The sequence below is a fragment of the Stenotrophomonas sp. LST15-1-1.1 genome (assembly GCF_040815575.1).
In the GTDB taxonomy this organism is placed as follows: domain Bacteria; phylum Pseudomonadota; class Gammaproteobacteria; order Xanthomonadales; family Xanthomonadaceae; genus Stenotrophomonas; species Stenotrophomonas lactitubi_B.
Window position 1 is genome coordinate 134,023 of the sequence record NZ_JBFPNJ010000001.1, and the last position, 15,854, is coordinate 149,876.

Annotated in this window: 20 protein-coding genes; 16 read left to right on the forward strand and 4 right to left on the reverse strand. The window is 61.4% G+C overall.

The genetic code is table 11. The annotated features are described in order from the left end of the window. The first annotated feature begins 12 nt into the window (after window positions 1-12). The 7 genes from MRBLST15_RS00635 to MRBLST15_RS00665 all read left to right on the forward strand — a co-directional run bounded on the left by MRBLST15_RS00635 (window position 13) and on the right by MRBLST15_RS00665 (window position 5,539). Window positions 13-843, forward strand: a complete 831-nt coding sequence (locus MRBLST15_RS00635; protein WP_367784631.1) for a hypothetical protein — start codon at window positions 13-15, stop codon at window positions 841-843. A gap of 75 nt (window positions 844-918) precedes the next feature. Next, entirely contained in the window at window positions 919-2,058 is a 1,140-nt protein-coding gene (locus tag MRBLST15_RS00640; RefSeq protein ID WP_367784633.1) for a type IV secretion system protein, read from the forward strand. 43 nt (window positions 2,059-2,101) lie between these two features. Next, the gene (locus MRBLST15_RS00645; RefSeq protein ID WP_164281292.1) at window positions 2,102-2,632 is read left to right on the forward strand and encodes a DUF4189 domain-containing protein; all 531 of its coding nucleotides are present in this window, start codon (window positions 2,102-2,104) and stop codon (window positions 2,630-2,632) included. Window positions 2,633-2,898: 266 nt separating this feature from the next. Continuing rightward, the gene (locus MRBLST15_RS00650) at window positions 2,899-3,477 is read left to right on the forward strand and encodes a type IV secretion system protein (protein ID WP_367784635.1); all 579 of its coding nucleotides are present in this window, start codon (window positions 2,899-2,901) and stop codon (window positions 3,475-3,477) included. 26 nt (window positions 3,478-3,503) lie between these two features. Next, a complete protein-coding gene (locus MRBLST15_RS00655; protein ID WP_367785515.1) occupies window positions 3,504-4,031 on the forward strand; it encodes a DUF4189 domain-containing protein in 528 nt (175 codons plus the stop codon). A 278-nt stretch (window positions 4,032-4,309) separates the two neighbouring features. Then, window positions 4,310-4,969 (forward strand): type IV secretion system protein, encoded by a 660-nt coding sequence (locus MRBLST15_RS00660; protein ID WP_367784637.1) that lies wholly within the window; start codon window positions 4,310-4,312, stop codon window positions 4,967-4,969. A gap of 93 nt (window positions 4,970-5,062) precedes the next feature. Next, the gene (locus MRBLST15_RS00665; RefSeq protein ID WP_367785516.1) at window positions 5,063-5,539 is read left to right on the forward strand and encodes a DUF4189 domain-containing protein; all 477 of its coding nucleotides are present in this window, start codon (window positions 5,063-5,065) and stop codon (window positions 5,537-5,539) included. Window positions 5,540-5,740: 201 nt separating this feature from the next. On the opposite strand, the gene MRBLST15_RS00670 is transcribed toward MRBLST15_RS00665, so the two are convergent. Continuing rightward, entirely contained in the window at window positions 5,741-6,031 is a 291-nt protein-coding gene (locus tag MRBLST15_RS00670; RefSeq protein WP_367784639.1) for a hypothetical protein, read from the reverse strand. 382 nt (window positions 6,032-6,413) lie between these two features. Here MRBLST15_RS00670 and MRBLST15_RS00675 point away from each other — a divergent pair, with 382 nt between their 5' ends. From MRBLST15_RS00675 to MRBLST15_RS00705, 8 genes are all read left to right on the forward strand, one after another. Then, window positions 6,414-6,893 (forward strand): DUF4189 domain-containing protein, encoded by a 480-nt coding sequence (locus MRBLST15_RS00675; RefSeq protein ID WP_367785517.1) that lies wholly within the window; start codon window positions 6,414-6,416, stop codon window positions 6,891-6,893. Window positions 6,894-7,113: 220 nt separating this feature from the next. After that, a complete protein-coding gene (locus MRBLST15_RS00680) occupies window positions 7,114-7,488 on the forward strand; it encodes a DUF4189 domain-containing protein (protein WP_414716117.1) in 375 nt (124 codons plus the stop codon). Window positions 7,489-7,500: 12 nt separating this feature from the next. Further along, window positions 7,501-7,632: a hypothetical protein gene (locus tag MRBLST15_RS21040; RefSeq protein WP_414716118.1), complete on the forward strand. Its 132-nt coding sequence runs from the start codon at window positions 7,501-7,503 to the stop codon at window positions 7,630-7,632. Window positions 7,633-7,762: 130 nt separating this feature from the next. Then, a complete protein-coding gene (locus MRBLST15_RS00685) occupies window positions 7,763-8,305 on the forward strand; it encodes a DUF4189 domain-containing protein (RefSeq protein WP_367784641.1) in 543 nt (180 codons plus the stop codon). A 22-nt stretch (window positions 8,306-8,327) separates the two neighbouring features. After that, complete coding sequence (locus tag MRBLST15_RS00690; RefSeq protein WP_367784643.1) at window positions 8,328-8,867, forward strand: DUF4189 domain-containing protein; 540 nt, start codon at window positions 8,328-8,330, stop codon at window positions 8,865-8,867. Between the two features lie 321 nt (window positions 8,868-9,188). Next, window positions 9,189-9,725 carry a hypothetical protein gene (locus MRBLST15_RS00695; RefSeq protein ID WP_032952144.1) on the forward strand — a complete coding sequence of 179 codons (537 nt, stop codon included), beginning with the start codon at window positions 9,189-9,191 and terminating at the stop codon, window positions 9,723-9,725. A gap of 57 nt (window positions 9,726-9,782) precedes the next feature. Continuing rightward, window positions 9,783-10,799, forward strand: a complete 1,017-nt coding sequence (locus MRBLST15_RS00700) for an XVIPCD domain-containing protein (protein ID WP_367784646.1) — start codon at window positions 9,783-9,785, stop codon at window positions 10,797-10,799. Window positions 10,800-11,359: 560 nt separating this feature from the next. Then, window positions 11,360-12,301, forward strand: coding sequence for a hypothetical protein (locus MRBLST15_RS00705; protein ID WP_367784648.1), 942 nt, complete (start codon window positions 11,360-11,362; stop codon window positions 12,299-12,301). A 52-nt stretch (window positions 12,302-12,353) separates the two neighbouring features. Here the strand turns inward: MRBLST15_RS00705 and MRBLST15_RS00710 are convergent, their stop codons facing one another. Together MRBLST15_RS00710 and MRBLST15_RS00715 are read right to left on the reverse strand one after the other, a co-directional pair. Beyond that, entirely contained in the window at window positions 12,354-13,682 is a 1,329-nt protein-coding gene (locus tag MRBLST15_RS00710) for an XVIPCD domain-containing protein (RefSeq protein ID WP_367784650.1), read from the reverse strand. Next, window positions 13,679-14,332 (reverse strand): hypothetical protein, encoded by a 654-nt coding sequence (locus MRBLST15_RS00715; RefSeq protein WP_132824819.1) that lies wholly within the window; start codon window positions 14,330-14,332, stop codon window positions 13,679-13,681. Before MRBLST15_RS00715 ends, MRBLST15_RS00710 begins: the two co-directional genes overlap by 4 nt. 483 nt (window positions 14,333-14,815) lie before the next feature. Here MRBLST15_RS00715 and MRBLST15_RS00720 point away from each other — a divergent pair, with 483 nt between their 5' ends. Next, the gene (locus tag MRBLST15_RS00720) at window positions 14,816-15,322 is read left to right on the forward strand and encodes a GNAT family N-acetyltransferase (RefSeq protein WP_367784652.1); all 507 of its coding nucleotides are present in this window, start codon (window positions 14,816-14,818) and stop codon (window positions 15,320-15,322) included. 30 nt (window positions 15,323-15,352) lie between these two features. Here the strand turns inward: MRBLST15_RS00720 and MRBLST15_RS00725 are convergent, their stop codons facing one another. Beyond that, entirely contained in the window at window positions 15,353-15,790 is a 438-nt protein-coding gene (locus MRBLST15_RS00725) for an acetyltransferase (protein WP_367784655.1), read from the reverse strand. Window positions 15,791-15,854: the final 64 nt, after the last annotated feature.

Genomic DNA, 15,854 nt, shown 5'->3' on the forward strand with positions numbered 1-15,854 from the left:
ACAGGGATGACGATGAAGACTTCCATTTCCGTGGAGAACGACATGAACAAGGCAAACGACAATCGCAGGTCTGGCCGCGGCCCGCGCCGCTCGCGTTTCGCTGCCCTGGTGCTGGGGTGCGCAGCGGTGCTTTCGACCAATCCTGTGTCGGCAAGTGGTTGGCCGGTCTTCGACTTCGCGGGTTTGATGCAGGCGGTTGAAGAGTGGGGCCTCATCGACAAGCAGTCTGGCCAGGACTTGATCGAGTTCGGAAAGCAGGCGAAGCGCTGGGATGACACAATGAAGCAGTATCAGCAGGCATTGGTGCAGATCCAGGCGCAGTTGCGCGCAATCGGGCTGCCTGAGGGGCAGCCGCTGGTCAAGGTTGATCCGAAATACATGGTTGCTGAAACCTGTGGCGGCCAAGGTATGGATTTTTCGCTGTCGGGGCTGATCAGTACGATCGGTCTGAGCGGCGACCAGGATCTGAAAAAGCGCCAGCAGCAGATCTGCGTGAACATCCGCATGATGGAAAACCGCAAGTACAACGAGTCGATTGATTTCCTGAACGAAACCGTGCCGACCATGGAGCACGCACTGGCTGACATCCTCAAGGAGCGTCAGCGGAACAACAATCAAGGCACGGTTCAGGGCGCTGACAGCGAATCGCTGCGCACCGCCAACGACTTGGCTGTTGCTACCCAGAAGTGGGAAGGCCAGATGCGGTCGTACGATGCCTATATTGAGGTTCTGAAGGTCAACCAGAAGCTGATCGGCAAGACCGCCTTGAAGGGTGATCCGGCAACGCGCTTCGTTCGCGACGTTGCCAAGACGGCCATCCTGGCCGGTGCACTGGACCAGTAAGGAAATGTGCTGCTCCGGCTTCCGCCGGGGCAGTCATCGGGTAGGAGCGGGCTGTATGCCCAAGGAATGTGGACAATGATGAGATCGGTCGCCAGCTTTGAGTTTTCCGGTGGTCTGCACGAACTGCTTGGAATCGCCACACGCGTTGATTCCCTTGGCGATTTCGTGTTTTTCCGTCTGATCCTCAATTTCCTGCGGAAGCGAATCAGTGAATTCGGCCTGGAGTTGATGGGGAACATGATGGAGTGGGTGCTTGGCATCTCACTCGTCCTGATGACGCTCTGGGTACTGATCCAGGGTTTCCGCATCGTGACCGGCCGAAGCCGGGACTCGATGATGATTCTGGTCACCAACATGGCACGTGCCGCGCTGATCGTCAGCGTGGCGTCGAGCATGGGCATGTTCGGGACGAACCTGCACTCGTTCCTGACCAAGAACGTGCGTGACGAGATCACGTACGTGGTGACCGGTTCCCATGACTCGCCGGAAGACCAGATTGACGAGAACCTGGCCTATCTGCAGGTGGCGCTGGCCAGTATTGACGCGATCGACGTCATGGCCGATCCCGAGATGATTGAAGAGAAGTCGCGGGCCATGCTGTATGTCGGTCTTGGCACGGCTGGGCCTGCAATTACTGCAGGCTCGATGCTGCTTCTGTACGAGGTGGCCATTGCCCTCTTCATTGGCCTGGGTCCGCTGTTCATCCTTTGCTTGTTGTTCGAGCAGACCAAATCCCTGTTCCAACGGTGGCTGTTCTACGGCATCGGAACGCTATTCTCGATGGCGGTACTGGCCGCCATGACCGGCATCGCATTGGACATGGTGCTGCGCGTGTCCAAGGCATTCTGGCTTGAGTCCATCGGCGCAAAACTGATTCTTGGCCCGGCTTTCGAGAACGGACTGTCTAGCCAAGCGATGCAGCAGGGCGGCATGGGGCTTATCCTGACGACCCTGATCCTGACTGCGCCCCCAATGGCTGCCGTGTTCTTCCAGGGCACCTTGGGCACCTTCATGGCATATTCGCAGATAGGCGGCGGCGCGGCGGCTACCCCGAGCTCTGATGGGCGTCCGCCGGGTCAGCATACGCCGGAGCAGCCTTCGTATTCGAGCGCTTCTCCTAGCGGCAGTGACCCCGGTCGGATGAGTAGCTTCGGAAGTTCCGGAGGCTCCACTAGTCCGCAGGTCGATACTGGTAGGCTCGGCGCAGCAAGATGAATTTAATGGTAGTTGGTGCTAAAAGCTGGGATGGGAGGGCGTAATGTTGAGACGGTATACAAGACGATTGTGCGCTTGTTTGGTTCTTGGAGGGATATCCCTCGTTGCATTTCAGTCAACTGCTTTCGCTGAAGGCGGTTGCCCTGCCGGCCAGTATCCGATTGGTGGGCAGGGGGTGCAGGGATGTGCGCCCATTCCTGGTGCAGGCGGAGGTGATTCGACTGCTCCCCGTGCTACAGGCCGGTGGATCAAGACTTGGGGGGCAATATCTGTGTCCCCCGATGGTAAGTCGGGTGTCGCTGTCGGCAAGCGCAGCAAATCTGAAGCTGAGGGCGAGGCGATGGGTCAGTGTATCGAGTCCGGCGGTCAGGGGTGCCGAGCTTCATTCGCCTATAAGAATCAGTGTGTCGCTGCTGTAGTCCCGAGCTCTGGCAGGGGGGGGACGAGTTTTGGTGGTGGCGAGACCGTTGAGAAGGCTGCTGAGTTGGCGAACAGTGTTTGCAGGAAGGGAGGGGGAGAAGGATGCCACTCGGTGTACACGGCGTGCACTGCCCCTGAATTCGTTAAGTACTGAATATTCTGCATTGGGCGACTTCATTCCGGTTCGCGAGGTTCAACCGGATAGCGTGATTGCCGGATAGGGCCATCATTACGTTCGTGGTGACCGCCTCTCATGACTCGCCGGAAGACCAGAACGACGAGAACCCGGCCTATCTGTAGGTAGCGCTCGCAAATATTGACGCGAGCGACGTCATCGCTGGCCCCGATGATTGAAGTGAAGTCGCGGGCCATGTTGTATGTCGGTTTTGGCACGCCGGGCCTGCAATTGCTGCAGGCTCGATGCTGCTTCTGTACGAGGTGGCCATTGCCCTCTTCATTGGCCTGGGTCCGCTGTTCATCCTTTGCTTGTTGTTCGAGCAGACCAAATCCCTGTTCCAACGGTGGCTGTTCTACGGCATCGGAATGCTATTCTCGATGGCGGTAATGGCCGCCATGACCGGCATCGCATTGGATATGGTGCTGCGCGTGTCCAAGGCATTCTGGCTTGAGTCCATCGGCGCAAAACTGATTCTCGGCCCTGCTTTCGAGAACGGACTGTCCAGCCAAGCGATGCAGCAGGGCGGCATGGGGCTTATCCTGACGACCCTGATCCTGACTGCGCCCCCAATGGCTGCCGTGTTCTTCCAGGGCACCTTGGGCACCTTCATGGCATATTCGCAGATAGGCGGCGGCGCGGCGGCTACCCCGAGCTCTGATGGGCGTCCGCCGGGTCAGCATACGCCGGAGCAGACCACTAACAGTGGCAGCACCGCCGGTGGCGCGAGTGGGAATGCTGCTAATTACACTGTAATGAGCAAACAAAATCAGGATGCACCCAGCCAGGGCTCTGGTAAGTATGGGAATGCGAATGTTGGTTAGTGTTCTGAAGGACTGAGATGATCGCCATGAAGTATTTGACTTTTCTGCTGGTGCTATTTTGGACAATCCCAGCCTTCGCTGAAGGTGGTTGTCCGCCCGGGCAATACCCCGTCGGCGGGCAGGGTGTTCAGGGGTGCGCTCCCATTCCGTCGTCAGGGCCGGCCATTCCCGCATCAGTTCCCACCGGCAAGTGGGAGACCCGCTGGGGCGCGATTGCGCAGGACTCCGATCCCTTGCCCGGTGGGAGCATGCCTGTTGGTGTTGCAGAATCGGAAAAGTCAAAGCGGGAGGCGACTTCGACCAGCCTTGCACAGTGTCAGCGGGCAGGTGGGCGGAGGTGCAAGGTGCTATTGGATTACCACAATCAATGCGCCGCACTTGTGGGGACGGTCTACAACCCATCACGACGGGGAATCACTTACACCTTCAGTGCGCCAACAATCGAACAGGCGAGATCGAAAGCGTTGGAAGGCTGTGAGGTTCGGAGTTCCGGTAGCGGTTGTACGGTGATCTACTCCGCATGCAGCATGTCTGAGTTCAAGTCCTTCAAGTGATCGTTCGCATCTAATCCTTGCTCGGATGATAGTTGCTCTTTGATTTGTTCGTCTTCTTGATGGGGTCTTCCCACTTTTCGGACGGCTGGATGCTGATTTTGAGTGCGCCTGCCCGGACATTGAAGAGGGGCAATGCGATTTTCTAGATCACCAGCAGGATGCTGGTGTAAGGCTGCGGTCCGGGTCATTACTGCTGTGACAAGTCCCCGGAAGAGCAGAACGATGGCAACCTGGCCTATCTGCAGGTGGCGCTGGCCAGTATTGACGCGATCGACGTCATGGCCGATCCCGAGATGATTGAAGAGAAGTCGCGGGCCATGCTGTATGTCGGTCTTGGCACGGCTGGGCCTGCAATTACTGCAGGCTCGATGCTGCTTCTGTACGAGGTGGCCATTGCCCTCTTCATTGGCCTGGGTCCGCTGTTCATCCTTTGCTTGTTGTTCGAGCAGACCAAATCCCTGTTCCAACGGTGGCTGTTCTACGGCATCGGAACGCTATTCTCGATGGCGGTACTGGCCGCCATGACCGGCATCGCATTGGATATGGTGCTGCGCGTGTCCAAGGCATTCTGGCTTGAGTCCATCGGCGCAAAACTGATTCTCGGCCCTGCTTTCGAGAACGGCCTGTCCAGCCAAGCGATGCAGCAGGGCGGCATGGGGCTTATCCTGACTACCCTGATCCTGACTGCGCCCCCAATGGCCGCCGTGTTCTTCCTGGGCACCTTGGGCACCTTCATGGCATATTCGCAGATAGGCGGCGGCGCGGCGGCTACCCCAAGCGCTGATGGTCGTCCGCCGGGTAGTCATCCAGCACCTGCGCCCGCGATGACAGGTAGCAGTAGCCAAGATGCTTCGACCAGAGTGGCAGGGACTAGCATTCCCTCTGCCCCCCCATCCAACAACGGTCTGACCACTGGCAAGTATGGATCCTCGAGTTGAAGCTCAGCTTTCGTGTTAGCCGTCATGTTGACCTTGAGGTAAAGAATGTCCAGGCTTTCTCTGCGGTGCTCAGTTCTTTATGCAGTATTGGCGATGGTGACTTTGTCGTGCCCAACATTGGTAAAGGCAGAGGGCGGTTGTCCTCAGGGGCAGTATCCGATAGGCGGTCAAGGTGTTCAGGGCTGCGCGCCAATTCCAAGTGGCGGTGGGGTGGCCGCTCCGGCTCGCCCCAGTGGTAAATGGATAAAAACTTGGGGCGCCATCTCGCTTTCTCCTGATGGCGCTTCCGGTGCAGCCGCAGGGAGGTTGAGCAAGTCCGAAGCGGTACGGGACGCTATAGCAGTTTGTGCAAACAGTGGCGGCCGAGCTTGTGCAGCCTCCTTTACGTACAAGCACCAATGCGCGGCAGCGGCTGTACCAGGTGCCGGCGCAGGTGGGACGAGCTTCGCAGGTTCTCCGACAATTGAGCAGTCGAAGAAGATGGTATTGGAACGGTGTGAAGCTAAAGGTGGGCTCAACTGTCGGGTAGTTTATTCCGAATGCAGCGAGCCCATTTATCAGTCCTATTGAAGGTGGGTCAATGACGCAATGCATTTTTGCGAGGTTGGCCGTTACCGTGTAGGTGCCGACTTCGTGTTGCCTCCGTCATGGAGTTGGCATCTAATCTGGAAGTTCTTTGAAGCGCCGCCGTGGCCGGCATCGACGGGGCAGAAGGCGCGGGGCATGTGATGTATGGGGCTGGGTGCCGTAGGTCCGGCCGTCACAGCAGGCTCAATGCTGCTGTTGGATGAGATAGCAATCGCGCTGTTCATTGGCCTTGGCCCATTGTTCATCCTCGGTTTGTTGTTGGAGCAGACGAAGTAACTGTTCCAGCGACGGCTGTTCTATGGCAAAGGTGCGCTGTTCTCCATGGCAGTCCTGGCTGCAATGACAGGTATCGCCTTGGCCATGGTGTTCCGCGTGGCCAAAGCTTTCTGGCTGGAATCGGCAGGTACGAAGCTGATTCTTGGCCCTGCGTTTGAGAGCGGCTTGTCCAGCCAGGCGACGCAGCAGGGTGGGCATTGGTCTGATCTTGACGACCTTGGATCCTGATTGCGCCCCCAATGGCCGCGATGTTCTTCCAGGGCACACTGGGTACCTTCATGGCATATTCGCAGGTAGTTGGCGGCGCCGGCGCCTCGCCGAGTGCCGATGGTCGTCCGCCGGGTATGTCGCCTCCTCCGCCGGCAATGGATCAGGGTAGTGCGAGCGTTGGAGGTGGCGCGCGAGCATCGCAGATGTCTGGCTACGCGGTGGGTGGTGCAGGATCTTCTTCTCCTGCACAGACCGCAGGGAAGTTTGGAAACGCCGAGGTGAAGTGAATGTCAGACTGCCTGGAATTCAAATGTGAATTTTGAGTCTTCTGTTCTTGGTGCCGATCCTGGCTTTTTCACCGTCGGCTGTGATGGCGGAGGGGCGTTGCCCTTCAGGTCAGTATCCTATCGGTGATCAAGGAGTTGGCGGTTGCGCCCCGATTCCGGGGGCGGCAGGTGGTGCGGGCGCGCAAGCGAGTGGCCGCTGGGCGACTACTTGGGGGGCTATTGCGAAGGATGAGAAGCCAATCCCGGGTACGAATCTCGCAATTGGTGTGGCTGAGTCCATGGGAACGAAGGCCGATGCAGGTCGGATTGCGCTTGCTCAGTGCGAGCAGAGGGGAGGAAGGGACTGCCAGATACTTCTGGCCTACCATAACCAATGCGCTGCGTTCTCTGGTCCGGACATCTCTCAGTTGAAGGCTCGCGGCGGTGTTCTTAATGCCTCCAGGGCGGGCAGTCTTGAGAAGGCCAAGGAAGATTCGATGAGGCAGTGCGAGGCGGAAGATGGCGGGCAGAGTTGCATCCTGCTGTATGCCTCATGCAGTGCGCCGCACTATATCGAGGATTGAACGTTGCTTCGGCAGTCGTTGAGCAGCAGTGCAGCTTGATTGCTGAGCTTGCTGTCTGAGTTGTTCCAGCTGGCGGCAGCAGAGTTGTCTTGTGGCTCAAGCTTTCATGGTCGGCAATCGGTGACGGGGATATGTTTGGTGGAACGGGAGGTCCCGGCTCAGCAATTCCCGGTCAGCGTGGTGCGGCAAATCCGAGTCATGGGAAGTAGAGATTCAGCTGATGAACCTAAGCGTATCCTTGAAGCATCTGTGTCTATCCTTGGTCCTGCTGGGCTCTGTATACATAAGTTCGGCGTTCGCTGAAGGTCGCTGCCCTCCTGGTCAGTACCCGATTGGCGACCAAGGCGTTGGTGGTTGCGCTCCCATACCAGGCGCAGGACAAAGCGCCCCTGAGGAGAATCCCGGGCATTGGGTCAAGACATGGGGTGCTGTCGCCAGCTCCCCTGGTGGAGATGCAGGTTCAGCTACTGGGCATCAGGCTAAGGCTTCGGCAGAGCGCCAAGCCGTCGAGCGATGCCGGCAAGGCGGAGCTACGGACTGCACAGTCGTTTTTACCTACTACAACCAGTGCTATGCGGTTGTCCGGGCTGCATGACCGGAGAATGGTATGAGGTTCAACACCGGCGCGACGAAAGAACAGGCGCAGGAGCGGGCAGTGAAGGATTGCAAGGGCTTGGGAAGTCAGGAATGCTCTGTTTTCCACTCGGACTGCACCAAGCCCTTCTTTCAGGAGGGCTGATCTGGCGAATTTTGTTGCCTCCGGTTCCTTGAAATTTGCTCGAAGTACTGCGGAGGGCTTCAAGGAGGATTGCGGGCGCGGAGCATCAGGTTAAAGGGTGATCAAAAGCGATATTGGGAGAGTCTTTGCAATGGCTGACTTCAGGCCTTTGAGCGGTACTGCAATTTCTTTGGCCTTGACGGTGGCGTTTGTCGTTCTCGTCGTTACCGGTAATGCGAATGCCGAGGGCCGATGCCCAGCCGGCCAGTACCCCATCGGCGATCAAGGAGTCGGCGGGTGCGCTCCGATTCTTGGGGCGGGGGGAGCCGGCCGTGAGCCGGAACCTATTGGGCAGTGGCGTAAGACGTGGGGCGCCATTGCTTCCTCGCCGAGTAAGTCTGAAGCAGGTGTTGCGACAGGGAAGGCGACGAAAGAGGACGCGGAGCGTGTTGCTCTGGAGGGATGCGGAATGCACGCTGCTCGTGATTGCAGAATACTCATCGCGTACAGAAACCAGTGTGCAGCCTGGCTGGTTCCTCAGAACAAGGGGAATGGGGCGCGTAGTGGCGTTGCGAGCGGGCAGGATATGAAGGAAGCCATCGTGCAGGCGCAGAAGATCTGCATCGATCCTTCTGGGGCGCAGTGCAAAATTGCTTACTCAGCGTGTTCTGAGCCGGTCTACGAGGCGTTCTAGCTACCGCGCCACGGAACCACCAGTGCCCAAGCGTGTTGACTCCCCAAGACAAGGGCAAGCTTCGCGCTGCCGATGTGAAGGTGATATTGGCGCGAAGGGCGGCTATCTGATCGGCCGCTGCCCGCAGGGCATGTATCCCATCGGTGGCCAGGGTGCGCAGGGGGGCGCGCCCATCCCCGTGAGCAGCACAGGTTCGCCGTACAGCAATCGCCCCAACTGGGCGCAGACCGTGCGCGGCGTGGCGATGGATGCCCGCGGTGACACTTTCATCAGCAACTCGATGCGGTCCCGCGGCAAGGCCAAGCGCGCGTCCATGAAAGAGTGCAGGGAATTCGGCAAGGGCGAATGCACGTTGGCGACCCTGTTCCAGGCGCAGTGCGTGGCGGTCGCTCACGCAGGGCTGGGTACTGAAACCACCAGTGTCGCCGCCGCCATGTCCGAACAGGGAGCGGTCATTGTCGCTATGCAGCAATGCAACGCGAAGGCGGCGTGGAAGCGGATGCCCCAGGATCAATGCAGGATCGCCAACACGGCCTGCACCGCGGATCTGTTCATCAGGTAGGGCACCATTCACGTTAAGCCCAGTTTTTATGTGATCAATTCCGCTTTTCGCTTCTCCCGACCTTCGACGCGGCGAAGCTCCTCGCGGTAAGCTCCCCGCGCGTCATAAAAATGACGCGCCAGTGCCGCCGATTGCAGGAGCTTTTCCGTCCAATGAGGACTCTGTCAGCCCATGCACCGGGTGACGCTTGCCACTATCGCGGCCACGCCGTGCGCGGGGCTATGATCCGCATCAGCGCAGGCGCGGGCGAGCCGGGACACCGCGTTCCGACCGGCCAGGGAGGCGGGCATCGGCAAGACGACATTGAAGGAGTGGGAGGGGATGGACGACAGGTTTGGCGCACACATGGACGATGCCCTGGCATTCGTTCCGTCCGGTGCGAACCTGCTGGAAGCCGTCAGGGGCGAGCTCAACGGCGATGGCATCGAGTACCAGCTTCTGGTCATCGACCAACCAACGCCGGAAGGGCTGGTGCCCGGCCAGCACGGACCGAACCGGGTGCTGCTGTTGCTGCGCGGTGACGGGCGCGGGCGCTGGCAGCTGGCCGCGCGCAACGACAAGCTGGTGCCGTGTTCCACCCGCGGTGGCCTGGCTGGCGACCCTTTTGCGTATGCAATGGTTGAGGAAGACACCTTCAGCGTGATCACCAACGGCGGCAGCCGCGAGCGCTGGAGCAGCACGTACCGGTTCCGCTATGCCTCGGCGGACAAGGCCTGCTGGGTGGATGGGGTGAGACGCAAGGTCGTGGACATCGAGACCGAAGCGACCAACATCCGGGATTTCTCGGTGGCGGAACTGGGCAGGGTGCGGTTCGAGGACTTCGACCCGTCCAGTGTCGCCGAGGTGTCGCTTCCATGAGCCAAGCTCCAACCGGCGGAAAGGAATCCGCGCTGATGAACATCCAGGAGTTGCACTGTGTCGACCGATAGAGAGTCGCAACTGCTGCGGCAGGCGACGAAAGCCGGCATCGACTCCCCCCTTGAACTGGCCAATTTCATGGCCCAGGCAGGGCACGAGTCGCGTGGCCTGAGCCGGCTCAACGAGAGTTTCAATTATACCCGGGGCATCTCGCAGATCCCGGTCGAAGCGGCGTGGCGCAATGGCACCGAGGCGCTGGAGTCTGCGCGCCAGGAAGCCCTGCGAGGGCGTCCGGATGACCTGGCCGAGCTGATGTATGGCGGCCGGATGGGCAACGATGCGCCCGGTGATGCGCTCAAGTACCACGGGCGCGGTTATCTGCCGCTGACCGGCAAGGAAAGCTACGAGCGCGCCGGCAGCGCGCTGGATCTGGATCTGGTCAACCATCCCGAGCTGGCGTCGCAGCCGGAACACGCTGGGCGCATCGCGGTGTGGCAATGGCAGAATCGTGTGCCGGAACACGCGCGCGAGGACGTGCGCGAGGCAACCTACGCCATCAACGGCGCCATCAACGGGGTAGAGGACCGGCTTAAGCGTTTCGAGGCGTGGCAGCAGAAGCTGACCCCGGACGTGATGGACCGGCTTGCCCGCGGCGAAGTGGGCGAGCCTGCACAGTTGCCTGAGCGCGCGCGCGATATGTCCGATCCGGCCCATGCCGGCAACCGGTTGTTCACCGACGCACGGGGTCATCTGCAGCAGATGGGTCCACAGAGTGGCCTGCGCAGCCAGCAGGAGCTGGACAATGCGGCCGGGGCGCTGGCGTTGAGCGCACAGAAGGCAGGGATGAGCCGTATCGATCACGTGGTGGCCGGTACCGACGGCAGGGCGCTGTTTGCGGTGCAGGGCGTCATGGGCGACCCGGCGATGCAGCGCTCGATGGTCGAGCGCGAGGTCGCCGCCCAGTTGCCGCTCGAGCAGAGCAGCCAGCAGTTGGCGGCCGAAGCCTCTTCCCGACAGGAACAGACCGCTTCGGTTACTCGCGAGCAGGAGCAGAACCGCCCGCGATCGCTGTAATCTGGGAACCGCCTGCAGGTCGGAAACCGGCGGGCCCATCGCACGACACCGAGCACCCTCGGGTGCCTACATGGATCTCTTTGTAAGGACACAACATGCGAAACACTTTCCTGCATTCCAACGTGGCCCAGCGTGGTCGCGCTTCGGCACTGTTGCTGTTGCCGCTGGGACTGGCTGCCGCCATGGCCCACGCACAGCAGGCACCGGACGCCCCGGCGGCTCCCGCCGTCGAGGAGGCTGTGCCAGCACCGCTAGTGGCCGCGGCGGACGCGCAGACGCCCGCTGACATCGCAACGGATGCTGTTGCTGCACCGGCACCCGTCGCCGCGCCTGAGCCGATGCCGGCCGTGGTTGCTGCACCTGCACCTGCGGCGGAGCCGTCCATACCGCCCGCAGCAGCACCGCAGCCGGCATCGACGACGGACGCTGCTCCAGAAGCCGTCGCCGCCGAACCCGCAGTTGCGCCAGCGCCAGCGCCCGCGGCAGCACCAGCGGCCGACATTACCTCCGCCAATGCTGCGCCAGCTACGCCTGTCGCAGCCCCACCGGCTCCCACGCAGGTGCCGGCCCCCGTTGCCGCCGCTGCACAGGTGCCCGACACCGCACAGGCCCCGGCACCAGTCCCGCCGTCAGCCCCAGCCCCTGTCACACCACCGATCATCCCGCTCGCACCGGACCAGGCCGCCGAGCGCCAGCTCGGTGCGCGCTGCCCGGTCGATCTGGCCGGGCGCCTGGCACCGCAGGGCGATCTGATGATCGGTGCCTGCCAGGGCACGCTGCCGCCGCATCTGGCGGCGCTGCTGGTGGCATTGCCCGAGCAGGACATCCACCTGCCGCGCAGCTGGCGCGAGCGTGAAGTGCGCCAGAAGGCATGGTTCAAGGCCGTGGCCGGCATGGGCCAACGTCCGGACTTCATCGGGCGCCTGGGCGATATCTGGGTGCGCTCGTTTGAAGGCGCAGATGCTTCCACGACCACCTATCTTGTCTCGGCGCCGTTCGACTGTGCCGACGGCGCACTGCCAAACGAGAACACCGCAGAGCCTGTCCGGCTCGCAGCCGGCAGTTGCGGACAGGCCTACGTCCGCCAGCGCGTGTACCAGGTTGGCAGCGATGGCGTGCCGCAGAACATCACCGCAAAGCTGATGCCGGCGGCACCGTCGATCGCCGAGGCCGATCGTGCCCGTCACCGCACCCGCGAAGGCAAGATCAGCCTGGATCACAGCAAGTTGCAGTACGGACCGGCCATGCGCTGGTTCGTGCAGTACCCGGAATCACCGCAGAAGACCGGTCCGCACAGCTTCAGCGACTGGAACCGTGAGCACCTGGCCTTCGTGGTCTGGAACGGCACGGGCTTCGAGCTGCGCGATACGGTGACGCGCGCACAGTGGCCGTGTGATCCCGTGGCGCCGGGCGACAAGGCCTGTGGCGGTTTCCCGGACTCGGGCCCCGATACGTACGTGCTGGCAGGGCCGGCGGCGAACTCAGCGGTTTCCAGCCCCTGATAGCCAAGTTCAGAGAAAAACGGGAGCTGACCGATCGGCTCCCGTTTTTTCGTCAGGCCTGCATGCTGCGGGACTGATTCTGCTGCTGCTCCAATTGCTGGTCGCGGTTCTGCGCCAGGCGCTGCTCGACAGCCTGCTGATCAATCCGTTGGCTGCTCTGCTCCAGTGATGTGTTCATCGCCACGGCAGTGTCCACCGACACGCGCAGATGTGCCGGGTCACCGCCCTGGCCCTGCACCGCGAAGCTGCGCGAGGCATCGGCATTCATCACCACGTCGTCGATGCGCTTGCCGCCTGCAGCATGCATCTCGGCGGCAAGGCTGCCGGCCAGCTGCGTGCTCATCACGTCCGACACGCGCCCGGCCCGCACATCCTGGGCATGCACGCCACGGATCGCGTCGTTGAACAGCGGGTTGCCCAGATGGTTGGCATCGTCCATGCGCAGCATGCTGGTGTGATGGCCGTTCCTCTCCGCTTCGCGGCGTGCCGGCTCACCGGGCTGCAGCGGGCCACGGATGTGGTCGTACAGATCGATGGCGCCGCCGGGAATGCCGCGCGCTGCGCGGGTAACGCCACTGCGCAGGGATTCCACGTCGTCACGGTACTCCTCGATCATCTTGGCGTTGTCTTTCGCCAGCTGCTGCGTATCCGGATGCTTCAGGACCGAGCCGTCGCCGAGGAAGTTGCCCAGCTTGTGCGCGCCGAACGAGCTGCCTGCTGCAAGGATTGGACGATCCGGGATCAGGTCGCGCAGCGGGTGGTTGCTGAAGCCGGCCGCTGACAGCCTCTTGATCTCATCCGGGTTGGCGTAGATGCGTACCTGGCCGAAGTGCGGCGAAGCAGCACTGACCGGATCGGACGCCATGACGTGGTTGATCATGGTGTTGCCGCCTTCGGGGATGCGGTAGCTGAGGCTGACCGCGCCATAGGCGTTGAAGGTCTCACCCTTGACGTTGAAGTGGTGCGAGGTGATCTGGGCAAGGGCGCCGCCGAGGGAGTGGCCGGTGACGGTGACCTGGGGAGTATGTCCACCATTCAAGCGGGACTGGAGTGCGGCAGATTCAAGCGTTCTCTGGGTCAATGCGATCGCGTCAGGTGCCTGCACATTGGTGCGCGCTACTACCATGCCGCCATCGGTCAGGATCGCATCGCGGGCAATATCCTCCGTGCCACGATGGGCAATGACGATCTCTTTGCTGTCTACGCGCTGATAGACGGTGCCCTGATAGCCGTTGAGCCGGTTGTCGACATGCTCGAGTATTTTGTACTCATGGCCGTTGAGCGTGACCTTTTCTTCCTGGCCGGGTGCACGTCGGCCGACGGCGCGGTCCTTGTAGGCGTCATCGGATAACGCAGCGTAGTCCTGGGAGGTGATGGTCACGGTGCGACCTCACTCGCAGAAAGGCTGATCGTGAACAGCTTGTCCTGCAGGTCGGCGGCATAGCCGCTGCGATCAGGCTCACCACTGGCCGGGAAATTGGGAACGCGATCTGCCCGCGGATAGACCAGATCCGGATAGTAGAGCGTATGCGCGCTGCCGTCGGTCAGCGGCTTGGCATCGACGAAGGTCAGGAAGCGAGTTTCGTCTTCGGCGCCGGTTGCTTTCAGCATGGCACCGGCTCCGCTGAATTCCCATCTGCAGACGCCGCGGCCGTAGTAGTCCTCATCCAGCATGCGGTCCACATACAACGTGCCGCGATACTCGCCATCGGCAACCTTGCGCAGCTGCACCGGTTCCTGGCTGGTGATGCGCGCTGCGGTGCCTGTGGCGGGCTCGATGTGACCGCACTGGTCTTCGTTGATGACGTCGTACTGCGCAACGCCCTCGACCACCGCGAAATCTCCGGGGGCATCCTTCAGGCGCAGCACCAGTTCATAGGCCTTGCGCGGGCTGGGGTTGAGCTTGGCGAGGCCACGCCCGCCCTGGGCGACATCGGCTTCGGCAGCGGCACGTTCCTGGTTCATGGCGGACTCCGGGTTGCAGGCGGTCAATAGAAGCAGAGCAAGGCACGGAAGCATCTTGGGGCGCAATGTCGGCCTCCCTGGGGCATAGAGGGATATATGGAGCAGGCCACTCTCCGCGCGAGATTCTGCGCAGTGATCATGGTTGAGAGTAACGCGTCACGCAGATCGACCCGGTAGCGCGTCGGGGTTTCCTCGCCGCTTGCGCCATATCCGGCAATCTCTTCGATGCGCGGGGGACATGCATCAGGAGCGATTCGACGTTCATGCGCTCCCTTTGGCGTGAAACGGCGTGGTACATCCATGTCCATGCATCCTTCCCTGGTGACAGGTCCGGCGATTATGGAGTGCCCGGGAAAGCTGGCGCCAGCCGTCTCTGGACAAGGGTGGCGATTTATTGACGCATTCGGCGAAGGGTGATGCCAGTGAATCGACTGCGGCACAGGCGATTCGATAGCGCCAAGGCGTTTCAATGTCGCGATCGGCTCTCACTATCAATTTGTGACTTGAATCATGAATTCACACCTTCCTTACCCTGACAAAGTGCCTGCCATGAACCTTGCAATCCGCCCAGAATCCATCGACGACCATGTCGCCATTCACGAGCTCACCGAAATGGCGTTCCGCGATGCTGTGCACAGCAGCCACACCGAACACCACATCGTCGGCGCATTGCGTGAGCGGGGCGAGTTGAGCATCTCGCTCGTGGCAGAGGATGCGGGCCAACTGGTGGGGCATGTCGCGATTTCCCCGGTCCGCGTACAGGACGGCAGCCAGGGCTGGTTCGGGCTGGGGCCGATTTCCGTGCTTCCAGAACAGCAGGGAAGGGGTGTAGGCACGGCGCTGATGCAGGCCGCGATCGACGCATTGCGTGCTCAGGGGGCGCGAGGCTGCGTGCTGTTGGGCGAGCCAGGCTATTACGGGCGTTTTGGTTTTCGTGCCGTGCCGGATCTGGTGTTGCCGGGCGTGCCGGCGGCGTATTTCCAGGCCCTGTGCCTGCAGCCGCCGATGGCGCAGGGCGAGGTGCGCTACTCGCCGGCGTTCGACGCGGTTGCCTGATCGGGGAATGGCCGGCGCTCCGGGCGCCAGTCAGCCTTGATGGCGCAGGTGGATGAGGGGATACGGACGACCCTGCGAATCCAGCGGCGAGCGACCGGTTTCGGTGAAACCCATGCGCCGATAGAAGCCCACGGCCTGCGCATTCTGCGCATTGACGTCGGTAGTCAGTTGCGGATGCAGGGCCAGCGCATGCAGCAGCAACTGGCGGCCGATGCCGGTTCCGCGCACGTCAGGATCGATGAACAACGCTTCCATGTGTGAGCCGTCGATCAGCATGAAGCCCTGCGGCTGGTCCTGGTCGTCGGCTGCCACCACCAGCGGCGCCTGTGGCAGGAAGCCGGCAACTTCAGCATCGATCGCTTGGCGGTCAGCGACACTGAGGAAGTCATGGGTGGCGTCGACGGCGCGACGCCAGAGATCGACGAGCGCGTCACCATCGGTGGCGCGGGAAGGGCGCAGGGTGGTCATGGGATAGGCCAAGGTGCTTCGGAATACCCGGATTGTACCGATGTGATATCCACAAACAGAAAGC